Below are 16,913 nucleotides of genomic sequence, written 5' to 3'. Positions count from 1 at the left end.
TGTTAAAAGTACATGCTAGATACAGGTTTTTTAATAAGTTGTATTGTTAACTTGTTTATTGGATTAATTTTCTTTTTGTTTTTTTTGTATGTTTCTTTAAGAATAGATAAAATCCCAATAATTAGAAATATAATAAATACAAAAATAGGTTATTATTTTGTTTATTTTGTTTTTGGTTTTATAGTAGGTTTAATTTCATTATTTCTTAATTTGATAAAAATTAGTTTGAATAATTATTATATAGTTGTTGGTGATATACCATTAATTGTTTTATCTATTTTTTATATAACTCCGTTTGCTTTTATTGGTTCAACAATTTCATATTTTTCATTTTCGATATTATTTAATTATCAGAATCAAAACAATTTATTATTAGTAATTTATTCATTTATTTTTTATTTATTTTTATGTTTGATTGTTACTTTTTTACACATAATAAATAAAAAAAAATTTTTATATTTTATTTTAATTAGCATTCCTATAATTGCTTTTAGTTTAATTTTTGCAGTAACTTTTATTCCAAATGAAATTATTAATTTAGCATATGTGCTACCCTGAATAAATTTAATTTATTTGTTAATTTATTATTTATTTTCAATTCCATTAATAAATTATATAGGTAAAACTAAACAACTTTCACAAGCAATTCAATTTGATAAAAATGATTTTGTTTTATCTAGTTACACTAATGATTTTCTATGAAAAAAAATAACAAATAATAAAATCCAATATGGAATTATGATTTTGTTTAGTATTGCTAGTTATAAAGAAAAAAACAAAAAAATTAATGAATTAATTGCAAAAATGATTAAATCAAAAATTAATTTATTATTAAAAAATGATAAACCCAATTGATTTTTAAGTCCTTCTAATTATTATGGTGTGTTTATTCCTTTATCAAAGGAAGAAAGTAAGAGAATTAATTTAAATCAAATATATAGTGGAAACAATTTAAAAAGAAGAAGCACTAATGATTTATTTTATTCATACGAGTTAATGTTTAAAAGTGTGCCTAAAAAAATTAAATATAAAAATGATGAATACTCAATTGAAATAAAAACAGCCGGGATTATTTATGGAATCCATTCTACTGACTTTAATAAAATGATTTCATTATCTGAAATTTTAATTAAGCAATATGATTTACTAAAAAAATCAAATATTGTTCAAGTTTTTGATCCAGTAGAATTTAAATTATTTGAATCTGATGCAAACATATACAAAAACCTTTCACAAAAAATTCCTTTAAATGAAATTAATTCTTATTGAGATGAATTCATAAGTTTAAAAGAATCAAATATAAAATTTTATTCTTCTAATTTTTGTTGACTATCAAAACTTTTATTAAATAAAAATAATATTTTAGCAAGTTTACAAGATTCTAATATTAACGATGCTTTAATTAGATTTTTTGCAATGAAAAGTATTAATGCATTTACAAATGAAAATTTACATAAGAATAAAAAAAATTATTTAATAATTGATTATTCTTTAAATTTATTCAAAAATGATGAATTTAATTCAAAGAGTTTTTTATCAAAAATAAATCAACATAATCTAATAACAAATAATTTAATTATTAATATTTTTATAAATGATTTTTCAAAAGATGCAACACTAAATACTTCCGCTATTCACAATATTAATTTTTTGAAATCTCAAGGTATTAAATTTGCTTTATCTACTAATGTGAAAAATAAAAATATTTTTTTAAAAAAAATAAATTTTGATTATTATATTGCTAATAAATTAAATAATAATAAACCTTTAATAAATAAATTATTTTATCAATCAATAGAAAATCATATTGAAATTATATATCCAAAATAACTTTTTATTTTTTATTTACACCATATAATTTGTTAATTATTTTTTCTGTTGTAACATGACAAATTTTTTTAGATAAGAAAAATACTAATTTATATTTGCCCACAGTAAATCGAATTGGAATTTTATGTTTGTGCAAATATTTATACATAGTTTTTGCTATTAATTTAGGGTTATGTCCTTTAGATTCATCATATTCCATTTTTTTAATAGATTTATTTATTCGTTCTTCATATCTAGTATTTTTGTCTTTTGAAGAAATTACTCTATTTTTGCTGAAATTAGATTTTGTGTCACCAGGCATTAATGTTGAAATATAAATATTTTTAGAATTTAAATCTCTCATAATAATTTCAGAATATGTATCAATCATTGCCTTAGTTAATGAATATGCTGATTGAAAAGGAATAGTAAAAATTCCAGCCATTGAACCAATATTAATGATAGTTCCTTCACTTTGAGACAGTATAGGTTGTAAAGTGCGAATTAAATTTAGAGCGCCTATTACATTTAATTTATACATTTGTTCAAATTCGTTATTTTCTAAATTTTCAAGAGAAGAACCTATTCCATATCCACTATTATTGACTAGTAAATGAATTTTCTTTTCTTTTTTAAGTATTTCATTAACGGTTTTTTCAATATCATTCGAGTTTTTTAAATCACAAGTTATATAAATAATTCCATGATGAATTCCAAAGTTTCTTGATAATGAATAAACTTTTCAATTTTTGTTTATCAGATATTTACCAATTTCCAATCCTATTCCACCTGAAGCGCCTGTAACTATTGCAACTTTTTTACTATCGTTATTTCAATTTATAACTTTATTATGTTGAACTTTTGATCTTGTAACAATTTCATTATTTAATTCTTGTTTTGTAATATTTGTAAATAATGCTTTATTCTTATTTTGAAAAAAATTAATTATATTACTAGCATAATTTCAAAAAGAATGGTTTGAATTTTTGAAAATCATACCTAGTTCAATTCCATAAATTTTTGATTCAATGAACAAACCTTCATAATATTTTCAAATATAATTGTTGATTATAATTTCTATAGGATCGTTATTTTCTGATGAATTTGTAATATAAAGAATCTTAATTTCTTTATTTTGATTCAATTGCAAAATGTTTTGATGTACTTTGTTAAATTTTTCAATTCATTTGAAAATAATATCTAAATTTTCTTCATTTAAAAGATCTATGTTTGAATTATATTTAATTTTAGGTTTTTTTAAATAAAGGATAATTTGATTTTTATCATTAGTTCTTAAATTATTTTTAAATTCACTTCAATCTATATCATTTTCATTTGCTAAATTTTTATATTCAAATTCATTTTTAGCAAAAATAGATTTAATTTCTTTTTCTAATAATAAATCTTCTATTGCTATAAGGATTTTTGGATTCATATTTGTCCTTTATAAATTTATCACATTTAATATTGTAAAAAATCTTATAATTTAAATTGGTTTAATTTTAAATAAATATTTTATTTTGTAAGGACATTTGTTTATGACACCTCATATAGAATCAAAAATTAATGATATTGCGAAAGTAGTTTTAATGCCCGGCGATCCATTGCGTGCTAAATGAATTGCTGAAAATTTTTTAGAAGATTTTGTTTGTATCAATACAGTTAGAAATGTTTTAGGATATACTGGAACATATAAAAACAAAAAAGTTACTGTTATGGCTAGTGGTATGGGTATTCCATCAATTGGAATATATTCATATGAATTAATGCATTTTTATAAAGTTAATTCAATTATTAGAATTGGTTCATGTGGTATTGTTACTAAACGATTAAAAATTGGTGATGTAATAATAGCAGATAAAGCATATAGTGAATCTACTTATCCTAAAATGATAGGTGTTAAAGCGAACAACAAAATATTATCGGCTAGTCCACAATTAGTTAAATTAGCAAAAAAAATTGCCAATGCAAATAATATAAATGCTTCAATTGAAACAATTGTATCTGAAGATGCTTTCTATCAAGATAAATATAAACCTGAAACAATTTATAAAAAACATAAAGCTGTAGCTGTAGAAATGGAAGCATTTGGTTTATATGCAAATGCTATTAAAGAAAAGAAAAAAGCTTTAACATTACTAACTGTTAGTGATTCTTTAATCACAAAAGAATCTTTATCTTCTTTAGAAAGACAAACAACATTTAACACTATGGTTAAACTTGCTTTAGAAATGGCTTGTGAATTACAAAAATAAATTAAGGTGTTAACAATTATGAATTACAATAGCTTATTTGATCACACATTATTGCGTGCTGATGCTTCTGTAGAAGAAATTAAACAACTTTGTGATGAAGCAGTAAAGTTTAATTTTTTTTCAGTTTGTGTTAATCCATCATATGTACCTTATGTAAAAGAACAATTACATAATTCAAGTGTCAAAATTTGCACAGTAGTTGGTTTTCCATTAGGACAAACATCTACAAAACAAAAAGTATATGAAACCAAAATAGCTATCAAGGAAGGCGCGGATGAAATAGATATGGTTTTAAATATATCTGAATTTAAAGAAAATTGCGCCTGTGTAGTTAACGAAATTAGAAAAATAAAAAAAGTATGCAAGAAAAAAATATTAAAAGTTATTGTTGAAACAGCATTATTAAGTGAGAATGAAATTGAAAAAGCAACTTTAGTTGTTATTGATGGAGGAGCGGATTTTATAAAAACATCAACAGGTTTTTCTTCTCGAGGCGCTTCAATCAAAGATATTGAAATAATGAAAAACGTTATTGAAAAAAATAATAGCAAATTAAAAATTAAAGCATCTGGTGGAATAAAAACATTAACGTTTGTTGAGGAATTAATAAAAGCTGGTGCCGAAAGAATTGGTTCTTCAAAAAGTGTAGAAATAATAAAAGAAACATTAAATAAAAATTAAATTTAAAACAAAATTTATGAATATTATAGAAATTATTGAATTAAAAAAAAATAAAAAAAAATTGTCTCAAGATCAAATTAATTTTTGTATTTCAGGATTAGTAAACAAATCAATTCCAGATTATCAAATTAGTGCATTGTTAATGGCTATATGATTTAACGGATTAGATGATAATGAATTATATTTTTTAACAAAAGCAATGATTGATTCGGGAAAAATTTATAAATTTCATCCCGAGTATAAAAAAATTTTAATAGACAAACATTCTACAGGTGGCATAGGCGATAAAGTAAGTATTGCTTTAGCGCCAATATTAGTTTCTTTTGATTTAGGTGTTGCAAAATTATCTGGCCGAGGATTAGGTTTTACTGGCGGGACTATAGATAAGTTAGAATCTATTAATGTAAATACTGATATTGATTTAAAAAATTCTAAAAAAATATTAAATATAGCAAACATGTTTATTGTGGGACAAACAAATGATATTGTTCCTGCTGATAAATTATTATATGCGTTACGTGATGTAACAGGAACAGTTGATTCTTTGCCTTTAATAGCAGCATCAATTTTATCTAAAAAATTTGCTTTAGAGTCGGATTACATTTTTATTGATATTAAATATGGTCAAGGAGCATTTTGTCATGATATAGAAACAGCAAAAAAATTAAGTAATATCATGAAAAATTTAGCTAAAAAATTTAAACGAAAAGTTTATTTTGTTTTAAGTGATATGAATGAAGTATTAGGGAATACTGTGGGTAATGCAATTGAAGTAAAAGAGGCCATAGATTTTTTAAAAAATAATTCTGATGTTGGAACAGATTTTAAAAAATTAATGTTTGATTTAGTAACTTTAATTCTTTTGAAAACTAAAAAATGCAAAACAAAAAAAGAAGCTAAAGAAAAAATAAATTATGTTTTAGAAAACAAAATAGCATTTAATAATTTTTGTAACTGAATTGAATTGCAAAATGGAAATATTGCAAAAATTAAAAATGATACTTTTTTCAAACCTAAATATTGAACTAATATAGCAGCATGGAAATCAGGAAAAATTTCATACAAAAGTATCATAGAATTAGCTGAAATAGGAGTTGATTTGGGTTCTGGTAGAAGAAAAAAAGAAGATAAAATAGATTTTCAAGCCGGAATTTATTTACATGCTAAATCAAATGAAAAAATTAAAATAAAAGATAAAATATTAACATTATATTCTTCTAAACCAATAAAGCAAGATCTAATTGATAAAGCTAAAAAAATAATAAAAATTTCTTAATTTATAAGGTAACGATAATGAAAGAAAAAGATATTTATTTTCAAAAACTTAATGAATTAATAAGTAACGCATATGTTCCATATTCGAATTTTAGAGTTAGTTGTTTATTATTAACTGATGGAGGATGATTCGCTGGAGTTAATATAGAAAATTCTGCATATTCACCAACTATATGTGCCGAGCGTAGTGCTGTTTCATCTATGATTACATCGGGTTTTAAACAAATTTTTAAAGTATATATTTTGACTGACACGATTGTTAAAGATATTGGAACTCCTTGTGGGGTTTGTCGTCAAGTTTTAAGTGAATTTGCAAAACCCGAAACACCTATAATTACTTATAATCTTCAAGGTGAAAAATCTTTTTATACTCTCGAGCAATTATTACCGTTTGCTTTTAATAAAGATGCATTAAAATAAAAAGGACACACACATATTATGAATAATGAAATTGTTAAAAAATGATTATCTAGTGATAATGTTCCACAAACAGATAAAGATATTATTTCTAAAATGAAAAATGAAGAGTTAGAATTAGCTTTCTCTAATGCGCCGTTATCGTTTGGCACAGCTGGTATAAGAGCTAAAATGGCTCCTGGCACTCAATTTTTAAATAAAATTACATACTATCAAATGGCAACAGGATATGGAAAATTTTTAAAAAATAAATTTTCTAATCAGAATATTAGCGTGATTGTTGCTCATGATAATCGTAATAATGGTATTGATTTTTCTATTGATGTAACTAATATCTTAACTTCGCTAGGAATTAGAGTTTATTTGTTTGAAAATAATCAACTTACTTCTACGCCAATTGTTTCGTATGCTATAAGAAAATTAAATGCACAAGGAGCAGTTATTGTTACTGCTAGTCATAATCCTAAAGAAGATAATGGCTTTAAAATCTATAATGAAACAGGTGCTCAAGTTTTGCCTGATGATGGTTTAAAAGTTGTTGAATTAATGCCTAATGTAATTGAAATGATAGATTTAAAAGTGACTAATGATGATTCATTAATTACATATTTAAATGAAGATATTTTTAGACAATATTATGAAGATTGTAAACAAGCATTAATTAAAACTAATATCAATGAATCTAAAGAATTTTCAATAGTTTTTAGTGGTCAACATGGTACTGCATGTAAAAGATTACCTGAATTTCTTAAACTACTAGGTTATAAAAACATAATTTTAGTTGAAGAACAATGTATTTTTGATGGGAATTTTTCTAATACTCCAACACCAAATCCAGAAAATCGTGCAGCGTGAGATTTGTCAATAGAGTATGCAGATAAAAACAATGCAAATGTGATTATTCAAGTTGATCCTGATGCTGATAGATTTGCCCTTGGTGTTCGCTATAAAAATTCTTGACGTTTTTTAAGTGGAAATCAAATGGGCATTATTTACACAGATTACATACTTAAAAACAAAACATTTACCAAAAAACCATATATTGTTTCTTCATACGTATCAACAAATTTAATTGATCGTATTATCAAAGAATATCATGGAGAAGTTTATCGAGTTGGAACTGGTTTTAAATGAGTTGGAGATAAAATTAATAAAATCAAAGATTCAGAAGAATTTGTTGTTGGATTTGAAGAAGCTGTTGGCGCTTTAAATTCAACAATAAACAGAGACAAAGATGCATATCAAGCAGCTGCATTGGCATTAGAAATATACAATGAATGTTTAAAAAACAACATTAATATTATTGATCATTTAGAAAAAAATATTTATGGAAAATATGGAATTATTCATAATGACACTATTTCATTTACTTTTGTGGAAAATAATTGAAAAGAATTAGTAAAAAATCGTTTAGATAAAATTTTAAAATATAGTGAAAAAACAATAGGAAATAGAACTATTACTTCTATAAAATATAATGAAGTTGGTGGTTGTTATGATTGAATATTAGATGGAGATTCTTGACTACGTTTTAGAATGTCTGGAACAGAACCTAAATTTAAAGTTTATTATAATTTATATGGCGAAAACTTAAATGCACTTAGTCAAGAAGCTAAAACAATAAATGATCAAATTAAAACATTATTAAATTTATAAGAGTTATTGTATGAAAAAAAGAATTATTATTGGTAATTGGAAAACAAATAAAACTCAAAAAGAAGTTAAAGAATTTTTTAAAATTTTAAATGCTTCACTTAAAAACAAAAATATTTGTTGCACATTTGGGGTAGCTCCTGTAGCAATTCATTTAGAATTAGCAAAATCATTAGCACCAAAACAAATGATTATTGCTGCACAAGATGCTAATTATATTTCTTCAGGAGCATTCACTGGCACTATAAGTTGATCACAATTAAAAGATATTAAAATTAAGTATGTAATTGTTGGACATTCAGAACGAAGAATGTACTATAATGAAACAGACGATATAGTAAATAAAAAAGTTAAAAATTTACTTGAAAATAAAATGATTCCAATATTATGTATTGGGGAAAATATAGAAGAATTTAATAACAAAAAAACATATCAAGTTTGTGCAACTCAATTAAAAAAAGCTTTATTGAATGTTCCTATAGAATTATTAAGTAATTTAATTGTTGCATATGAACCAATTTGAGCAATCGGGACAGGCAAAACAGCTACGGTAGATATTGCTCAAAACACAATTAAGAAAATTAGACAAGAAATTGAAAAAATTGCAAATTCTAATATAGCTAAAAAAGTTAAAATTCTATATGGTGGTTCTGTTAAACCTGACAATATTGAGTCATTAATGAAACAACCAGACATTGATGGAGCATTAGTGGGTGGCGCTTCATTGTTGGCAAAAGATTATTTAAAACTATTAGGTAAATAGATGTTATGAACAATCAAGTATTATTAATGATTTTAGATGGATATGGAATTTCTAAAAATAAAGTAGGAAATGCAGTATTAAACGCAAAAACTCCAAATTTAGATAAATTACAAACAAAATATCCTTGCATTAACATTAAAGCCTCAGGAGAGGCTGTTGGATTGCCAAAAAATCAAATAGGTAATTCAGAAGTAGGTCATTTACACATAGGTGCTGGTAGAGTTATTTATACTGGTTTATCTTTAATCAATAAATCAATTGCTAATAAAACATTCAATAAAAATAAAGCATTAACAAGTGCTATTAATCATGCAAAGAAAAACAAATCAACTTTTCATGTAATGGGTTTGTATTCTTCTGGTGGTGTTCATAGTTTATTAAATCATATTTTGGCAATTTTAGAAGTTGCCAATAAAAATAAACTTAAAACTGTGTTACATATTTTTGCAGATGGTCGAGATGTTCCACCACAAACAATATACAAAGAATTGAAAAAAACTTTACCTTTATTAAAAAAATTAAATGTAAAGATTGGAACAATTTCTGGTCGATATTATGCTATGGATCGTGATAAACGATGAGATCGAATTGATAAAGCATATGATGCAATAGTTTTAGGAAAAGCTAATACATTTAATGAACCTTTAACTTACATTAAAGAGCAATATTCTAAAAAAATTAATGATGAATTTATAGAACCAGCTATTAATGCTCAAGAACCAATTAAAAATATTACAGTTCAAAATAATGATTCTATATTTTTTGCAAATTTTAGACCAGATCGTGCTCGACAACTTTCACATTATTTATTTGGTTCAAAATATTATGATGTCAAAGCAAAAATAAAACGTAAAAATTTATTTTTGGTTACAATGATGCAATATGAAGGAATTGTGCCTTCAGCAATTGCCTTTCCCCAAATAGATTACAAAAATACTTTGGGTGAAGTTTTAGCTAAAAATAAAAAGAAACAATTAAGAATTGCTGAAACTGAAAAATATGCACACGTTACTTTTTTCTTTGACGGCGGTAAAGAAATAGATTATCCATTAGAAACTAAAATTTTAATTCCTTCAAATAAAAAAGTTGCAACATATGATCTTGCGCCAGAAATGTCATGTAAAGAAATTACAGATAAATTAATTAGTGAAATTGGCAAACACGATTTAATAGTTTTAAATTATGCAAATCCTGACATGGTTGGTCACACAGGAAAATATGAAGCTACTATTAAAGCTTTAGAAAATTTAGATCTACAAATAGGAAAATTAATTAAAATTTGTGAAGAAAAAAATGTAACTTTATTTTTTACAGCAGATCATGGAAATGCAGAAACTATGTTAGATAATAAAAAACAACCTGTAACAAAACATACAGCTAATTTAGTTCCTTTTGCTTGCACAGATAAAAAAGTTCAATTCTTAAATAATAAAAATAATTCTTTATCAAATGTTGCTCCAACAATTTTGAGTTATTTAAATATTAAAATTCCTAAAGAAATGACTGCAAAATCTATTTTGAAAATTAAAAAATAAATTTATTTGATAAAAACAAAACATAATTCAATAATAATTGATATTAATAATCCAAATCCTTGAAAAGAAAAAGATATTCAAAAAATTTTCTTACTTTGTTTTGAACGTTCATTAATGAATTTTTGATAATCTTCAATTGAAACAACATTATTTGAAGCAAAATTGTAATTAACTAAATTTTTATGTTTTCGTTTGCTTTTGAATGTTATTTTGTCTTTAATTTGCTTTATTGCAAATTTTGATCCAGTTCCAAAATTTTGTCTAGCAATTAATCACAAACAATTAAGACTAAATCCTATGACAAAAATTGCTAAAAGAGCATCATATCAATTGATTGTTAATTGATATCATTTTTGATTTATTCCAATTAAAACTATTATTAAAATTATGATTTCAACAATTATTATTGAAAACATAGGAAAATAACCTTTTGGATATTTGAATTGAGTTATATCTCTTTTTTTGTTGTTGGTAGAGTTATTACCATAATAATTACTACCTTCACGTAACGAGTTGTTCATGTTTTTATTCTATATTATTAATTTAAAATTAAATTATATTTGAAGGATATAAATTATGTTAGAAAATTGTGTTTTTTGCAAAATTATAAATAAAGAAATAGAAGCAAAAATTTTAGATGAAAATGAATTTGCTATTGCTTTTTTAGATGTAAATCCAACAGCTAATGGACACACGATAGTAATTCCGAAACAACATTTTAAAGATTTGTCTAGTACAAATGAAATATTTTTAAATGGAGTTTTTAATTTAGTGAAATCTGTTAGTAAAAAATTAAAAAATTCCAAGTTAGATCCTTGAGGTATTAATTATTTATCAAATGAAGGTAATATTGCGGGACAAGAAGTATTTCACTTTCATGTGCATGTTATACCAAAATATGCAGCTGGAGAAGGATTTGGTTTTAAAACAAATAAAATAAATTTACAACCTATTGATGAAATATACAAAGATATTAATTAATCTTTTGTAATATAATCTTGGTTGTATGGATTAATTTTGTCATAAATATGTTTAATAGCTATAACACCTTCGCTAATCCCAACAATCATTAAGTTTGGTCTCCCTTTATAGTAAGTGGATGCACCAATTGCATAAATATTAGGTTCATTTGTTTGTTGGTTTTTGTCAACCAAGTATTTGATTCCTAAACGATTAATTTTTATAAATGGATCTACTTTTGGTTTGATTTGTTTCAATCCATATTGAACAATAATTTTGTCATAATTAATTTTGCTAATTTTTTTATTTGTATTTGATTTAATATAAATAAATTTTTTATCAATTGATTCAATCTCAAAATCTAAATATTCATTAACTTTGTTAATTTTTAATTCATTAACATATTTAGCATTTGCACGATACATAGGTTTTCTATGTATTATTGATACATTTTTAGGTTTTTGACTTTCAGCTAGTTGACTAGCTCATTCAACAGCACTATCACCACCGCCTAAAACAACAAGATTTAAATTTTTATAGTTATCAAAATGTTCCACATAATAATGAATATTTTTTTGATTAACTTTTTCTTTTATTAGTTCAGGATTTATTAAATTTGGAACTAATGTGCCATTTCCTGTGGAAATAATTATTGCTTTTGTTTTAATAGTTTTTTTGTTAGATAACTTTAAAGAAATTAAATTATTTTTTAAATGTTTATATTTGATTACATTTGTATTTAACAAATATTTAATTTGATTTTTTATAGATTTTTGTTGATTTAGAAGATTTTCAACAATTATTTCACCTGTTGTAACTAAATGACCCGGAAAATCATAAACTTTTTTATGACCATATAATTGTCTTGGTTGCCCACCTAAAATATCACTAGATTCTACAACTAAAACATTCATTCCTTTTAAAGCGGCATAAGTTGCAGAATAAATGCCACTTGGACCTGCGCCAACAATAACTATGTCAAAATTGTTCATTTTATAATCATTTATTATTTGTATTTGATAATTCTATATTTTTATGATTATTATATAATTATGTTAAGTTTAAATTAATACAATAAAAAAGTATTTAGTTTGTTTCAATTTAAAAAATAGTAGTAAGGATATTAAATAATAAGTTATGGATTTTCAAAATACTAAACAATACGACATTTTTGACGACGATATAAATTTTGAAAATCATGATGATTTGGCAAATTTAGAACAAGACAAAAAATATGTGGAAATTTTTGATAATGAAAAATTGGATCAATCAATTAAATTATTTTTAGATTGTTATCCAAATGCTGAAGAATATGAAATAATTGATTTCATAGCTAGAACAAGAAGAGCATTTGTTAAAGCTAAACGAAAAAACATATCAGACGAAATTTGATTAGATAAGTTAAAAAAACATATAGTAACATTTAAGTTTGCCGCTCCTTTGCAACGCGAAATAGAAAAGTTGATGATGAATCAAGAATTAGTTGCAATGCAAATTGAACAAACTAAAATGGCTAAAGAAAAAGCCCGTTTAGAAAAAGAAAAAATTGATTTTCTATTAGAACAAAATAATTTATTAAAAACAGGTAAATCTTCAATTTATCCTAATTTAACTACTATTAATAAATTAGAAGTTCTTAAAAAAGATATTGAAAAACGTTATCAAAATGAATTGCGTGAAATGCAATCTAAACAAAAAGATGATATGCAAAATGTCATTGATTCAGAAGTTGAACGAATTCGTGATGAATTTAATCAAAGATATAATCAATGAAGTCAATTTTATGAAATGTTTAAACAAAAATATTTAAATCTTCAAAATTTTAGCATTAAAATGCGTGAAGAATTAAACGATAAAAATAATGAATCATATGATTTAAAATTAAAAATAAATCAATTAATTAATGAACTTAAAAATCAAGAAAATCAAATTGAAATTTTAACAACTGAATTAGATAAACGTTCTCAAGCAATTGAAAATTTTAGAGTTCGCCAACCAGAAATAATTAAAGAAAATGTTGAACGTGAACTTGAAGAAAGAATGATTTCTCAAACAAATAAATTAAATTCTATTTTGCTAGAAAAAGAAAAATTTTTAATTGATGAAATTGAAAATCGTCGCAACCAGGTTGAACAAATTTTAGAAGAAAAACAAAAAGAATATGATGAAATGGTAGCAACTACTAAAGAAGCTGAAACATTATTGAAAATAAATAACGATGAATTAGATAAAGTTAGATCTAATTATGATAAAGTAGTTCAAGATAACGAATTATTAACAAGCGAAATTGAATCATATAAAACTCGTTATAAAAAATTAAGTGAAATTTTAACAAAATTGCAATCTGAGAATAGTGATTTAGAAAAACTAAATAAACTTTTAGTTAAAAAATATAACGATTCTGAATATTATGAAATAACTAATCAAAAATTAACTGAAGAAATTTCACAAATTTCTAAAAATCAAAAAAATCTTATGAATCTTATAAATGAAAATAAAATTTCAGATGTTAAAGCTATTGATTCGTTTAAAGAAATAACTAAAAAAATTGAAAATATAGATTCTAAAATGGATGCTTTAAAACTTAAAGAAAAACAAAATAAAAATAACAATTTATCAAATTCATTTGTGAACATTGATGAAGATGAGGATATTTTATCTAAATCTATTAAAGAACTTGAAGAAGAAGATGATTATTTTGAAGATGTAAAAATCAAAACTTCTTCATCAATCAAATCAAAAAAAAGTAATAATAAATCAGACAAAAATGATAAAAATGATTCAGATGAAGATGACTTGTTTATAGATAAATTAATTAACATTGAATAATTTTTTTTAATTTAATTTATTGTAAAATATAATTGTCATCACAACAATGGTTGCGAACCATGTCAGGCTAGAAATAGAGCAGCATTAAGCATCTACCATTGTGTGTGATGACTTTTATTTTGTATTGCATATTATTTATTTTATAATGTATTAAAATATATATTTGTTATATGGTATTACAAGCGTTAAGTACTTTGTTTTGTGTTTTGTAAATTTTAAGTTAATTTATTTTGACATAAAACATCTTTCATGAGGAATTTTATGAAGACTAATAATTTTTCTAAAAACAAAAAAATTGATGATTCTTTTAATGATTTAGAATCATTTTATTCTGTAAAAAGAAATAATAGTACTAACGTTTTTTCAATTATCAATAATACAATCTTAAATGAAGAAAAAGAAGAAAAAAATATGAATACATTAGATTCTTTTTATATACCAGTAGATGATGAAAAAACTCATAAAATATTTGATGATGTAATTTCATATCAAAATAAAGTCGTAGAGAAAAAAAATAAAAACAAATTGAATAATAATATCACTGATGAAATTTTAGGTTTAGATTTGCCTAATGATGATATTTTTGTTAAAGATGTTATAGAATCTTACGAAGAATCATTTACATCTCCAAAAGAAAAAAGTAATAGCAAAAATGAAGATAGAAAATTATTAACCTTAACAGATGAATTAGATGCGCCCAATTTAAAAAATGAATCATTCACTGAATTTGTTTCAACTAAGATTGTTAAAGAAGATAATCCTATTATTAATGATGATGATCGTTTTAATTCTTTCAAAGAATCTTTAGAAAGCGCACATGCAAATCAAGATGAATTACATAAGTCAATTCAAATTGCCTTGAATGATGTAAAAAAGCATCGTGATTTAGATTTGATAGTTGATAATCAAGAAATTGTTGAAAATAATAATAACAATGATCCTTCAAAAACAATTCATATTGAATCAGATAATAATTTTGATTCTGATGATGATGATGATGAAAAAGAACCTACTATCAATCATTTAAATGAAAGTGCAACTTATGCAATTAATTTTAAAGCAAAGGATGATGATTTCTTTTTTATTGATAACACAAATAATTCTCGAAAATTTTCTGATCATTTAACAAGTCTTCAAAATGTAGAAAATACTTCTAATGTAATTGAGAATTCTATTTCTGAAGAACGCGTTAAAGAATTGGTACAAGAACAAATTCAAGAAGAAATTTCAAAAATTCAAAAAACACAAAAAATTTATGAAGATATTGAAAATGAATTTAACGATTCTCAAAATAAAATTTTAGAAGCCCAAACTAAAATGATTGAAAAAGCTAGAGAAGAATTAATTTCAGAACGTCAAAAAATTTTAGAAGAAGCAGAAAATGAAAGAGAACAATTATTATCTGCTGCTAAAAATGAAATTGAATTAGAACGTGAACGATTAAAATTTGAACAAGAACAATATAAACAATTAAAAAATCAATTAGAAGATCGCATTCAAGAAAATAAAGAATTTGTTGAAAAACAACGTTTAGCTCTGTTGGAAGCTGCTCAAAAAGAAAAAGAAAGATTATTGAATAATGCTCGCATTCAAAAAGAAAATTTATCAAATGATGTTTTGAATGAAATTAAAGATGCTATTGATGATTTGCGTAATCAACAACAAAGTAATCAAACAAAAAAAATTGAAATTCATCAAGAACCAATTTTAGAAAAACCAAATGAAACTAGTGAAGAATATAAAAAAATATTTAATGAATTATCAAACAAATTAGATGATATTCAAAAGAATATTACAATTGCAATTAAGCAAGAAGAAAAAGAAGAAGAAGAGATTGATCCAGAAATGGAAGCAATTAATGCAAATCGTTCTTATACTGAAAAAATAATTGATGATATAGAGAGTGATGATTATAATAATGAAGAAATTATACCAATCCCTACTATTCCATTAGAATTTTCTAAAGAAATAAATATTAATAGTTCACAACAATTACAAAATCCACAACAACCACAAGAATTGAAAACTATTGAAATAACTAATGATGTTGATGTAATGCGAAAAGCATTAAAAAATAGTTCTAATAATACTGATTTTGATTTTGATGAAAAACGTAAAGCTTACGAAAATGAAAAAATTAAAGAAGAAATTAAAAGAGAAATTCTTCAAGAAATGTCATTATTGACAAAGGATGCTGTAGGATTAAATACAACAATTCCCGCAATTGATTTTAATAACGAAAATGATGATGGAGTAACATCTAGTATTCAAAATACAACTGAAATTGAAGAAATTAAAGATGTAACTTTACATTCAAGCAATAAAGTTCCTGAATTAGTGAATCGTAATTATAAACAAAACGCCAATTTTGCAACAAAAATGTATGATTTTGACTTATTTGATGATTTAAATATGGAACGTTTTGAATTTACTACTCCAACTAAAAAAATAGATTCTCCTAGCAAGATAACTACTTTCCCTATCGACATTACAAATGAAATTTTATCATCTCAATTTTCTAGACCTGATTTAGCATCTGTTCTTTCTACACCTATTACATCAAATAAATTAGATTCAATTCTTAAAGAACCTGAAAATGATGAAAAACCAAAATCAGAATTGCGAAGAGCAAGATTAGCACTAAATAAAAAACGTCAAGATAATTTATCTTCTTCTGAACTTATTAAATCAATTGCAAAAGAAATTAAGAAAAAATCGAGCTTAAAAAAATAATTA

Annotated in this window: 14 protein-coding genes and 1 other RNA gene; 12 read left to right on the top strand and 3 right to left on the bottom strand. The window is 23.7% G+C overall.

Annotated elements, in window-relative coordinates; genetic code table 4:
• Window positions 1-12 precede the first annotated feature (12 nt).
• Complete coding sequence (locus tag T397_RS0103060) at window positions 13-1,830, top strand: hypothetical protein (RefSeq protein ID WP_027124168.1); 1,818 nt, start codon at window positions 13-15, stop codon at window positions 1,828-1,830.
• Window positions 1,831-1,834: 4 nt separating this feature from the next.
• On the opposite strand, the gene T397_RS0103055 is transcribed toward T397_RS0103060, so the two are convergent.
• Window positions 1,835-3,244 (bottom strand): SDR family NAD(P)-dependent oxidoreductase, encoded by a 1,410-nt coding sequence (locus tag T397_RS0103055; RefSeq protein WP_027124167.1) that lies wholly within the window; start codon window positions 3,242-3,244, stop codon window positions 1,835-1,837.
• 103 nt (window positions 3,245-3,347) lie between these two features.
• On the opposite strand from T397_RS0103055, the gene deoD reads away from it, so the two are divergent.
• From deoD to gpmI, 7 genes are read left to right on the top strand one after another with little or no spacing between them, the layout of a single operon-like run.
• The gene (gene deoD, locus T397_RS0103050) at window positions 3,348-4,064 is read left to right on the top strand and encodes a purine-nucleoside phosphorylase (protein WP_027124166.1); all 717 of its coding nucleotides are present in this window, start codon (window positions 3,348-3,350) and stop codon (window positions 4,062-4,064) included.
• A 9-nt stretch (window positions 4,065-4,073) separates the two neighbouring features.
• Window positions 4,074-4,745 (top strand): deoxyribose-phosphate aldolase, encoded by a 672-nt coding sequence (deoC, locus tag T397_RS0103045; RefSeq protein ID WP_027124165.1) that lies wholly within the window; start codon window positions 4,074-4,076, stop codon window positions 4,743-4,745.
• A gap of 16 nt (window positions 4,746-4,761) precedes the next feature.
• Window positions 4,762-6,021 (top strand): thymidine phosphorylase, encoded by a 1,260-nt coding sequence (locus T397_RS0103040; protein WP_027124164.1) that lies wholly within the window; start codon window positions 4,762-4,764, stop codon window positions 6,019-6,021.
• A 17-nt stretch (window positions 6,022-6,038) separates the two neighbouring features.
• Window positions 6,039-6,440 carry a cytidine deaminase gene (cdd, locus tag T397_RS0103035; RefSeq protein WP_027124163.1) on the top strand — a complete coding sequence of 134 codons (402 nt, stop codon included), beginning with the start codon at window positions 6,039-6,041 and terminating at the stop codon, window positions 6,438-6,440.
• 18 nt (window positions 6,441-6,458) lie between these two features.
• A complete protein-coding gene (locus tag T397_RS0103030) occupies window positions 6,459-8,093 on the top strand; it encodes a phospho-sugar mutase (RefSeq protein ID WP_036448923.1) in 1,635 nt (544 codons plus the stop codon).
• 10 nt (window positions 8,094-8,103) lie between these two features.
• Complete coding sequence (gene tpiA, locus T397_RS0103025; RefSeq protein ID WP_027124161.1) at window positions 8,104-8,853, top strand: triose-phosphate isomerase; 750 nt, start codon at window positions 8,104-8,106, stop codon at window positions 8,851-8,853.
• A gap of 5 nt (window positions 8,854-8,858) precedes the next feature.
• Window positions 8,859-10,388 carry a 2,3-bisphosphoglycerate-independent phosphoglycerate mutase gene (gpmI, locus tag T397_RS0103020; RefSeq protein ID WP_027124160.1) on the top strand — a complete coding sequence of 510 codons (1,530 nt, stop codon included), beginning with the start codon at window positions 8,859-8,861 and terminating at the stop codon, window positions 10,386-10,388.
• 2 nt (window positions 10,389-10,390) lie between these two features.
• Here gpmI and T397_RS0103015 read toward each other — a convergent pair whose 3' ends face one another.
• Window positions 10,391-10,909, bottom strand: coding sequence for a hypothetical protein (locus T397_RS0103015; protein ID WP_027124159.1), 519 nt, complete (start codon window positions 10,907-10,909; stop codon window positions 10,391-10,393).
• A gap of 55 nt (window positions 10,910-10,964) precedes the next feature.
• On the opposite strand from T397_RS0103015, the gene T397_RS0103010 reads away from it, so the two are divergent.
• The gene (locus T397_RS0103010) at window positions 10,965-11,369 is read left to right on the top strand and encodes an HIT family protein (protein WP_027124158.1); all 405 of its coding nucleotides are present in this window, start codon (window positions 10,965-10,967) and stop codon (window positions 11,367-11,369) included.
• On the opposite strand, the gene T397_RS0103005 is transcribed toward T397_RS0103010, so the two are convergent.
• Entirely contained in the window at window positions 11,366-12,340 is a 975-nt protein-coding gene (locus tag T397_RS0103005; RefSeq protein WP_027124157.1) for an NAD(P)/FAD-dependent oxidoreductase, read from the bottom strand. The genes T397_RS0103010 and T397_RS0103005 overlap by 4 nt on opposite strands.
• A 145-nt stretch (window positions 12,341-12,485) precedes the next feature.
• Between T397_RS0103005 and T397_RS0103000 the strand changes: the two genes are divergently transcribed.
• The 3 genes from T397_RS0103000 to T397_RS0102995 all read left to right on the top strand — a co-directional run bounded on the left by T397_RS0103000 (window position 12,486) and on the right by T397_RS0102995 (window position 16,910).
• Window positions 12,486-14,177: a hypothetical protein gene (locus T397_RS0103000; RefSeq protein WP_027124156.1), complete on the top strand. Its 1,692-nt coding sequence runs from the start codon at window positions 12,486-12,488 to the stop codon at window positions 14,175-14,177.
• A 27-nt stretch (window positions 14,178-14,204) separates the two neighbouring features.
• Window positions 14,205-14,299: signal recognition particle sRNA small type (gene ffs / locus T397_RS04325), an RNA gene on the top strand.
• Between the two features lie 139 nt (window positions 14,300-14,438).
• On the top strand, window positions 14,439-16,910 hold the full coding sequence (locus T397_RS0102995; RefSeq protein ID WP_027124155.1) for a hypothetical protein: 2,472 nt from the start codon (window positions 14,439-14,441) through the stop codon (window positions 16,908-16,910).
• Window positions 16,911-16,913 lie beyond the last annotated feature (3 nt).

The sequence above is a fragment of the Mycoplasmoides pirum ATCC 25960 genome, assembly GCF_000685905.1.
GTDB lineage: Bacteria > Bacillota_I > Bacilli_A > Mycoplasmatales > Mycoplasmoidaceae > Mycoplasmoides > Mycoplasmoides pirum.
The sequence above is the reverse complement of the archived record's forward strand: the minus strand, read 5'-3'. Positions and strand labels throughout refer to the sequence as shown.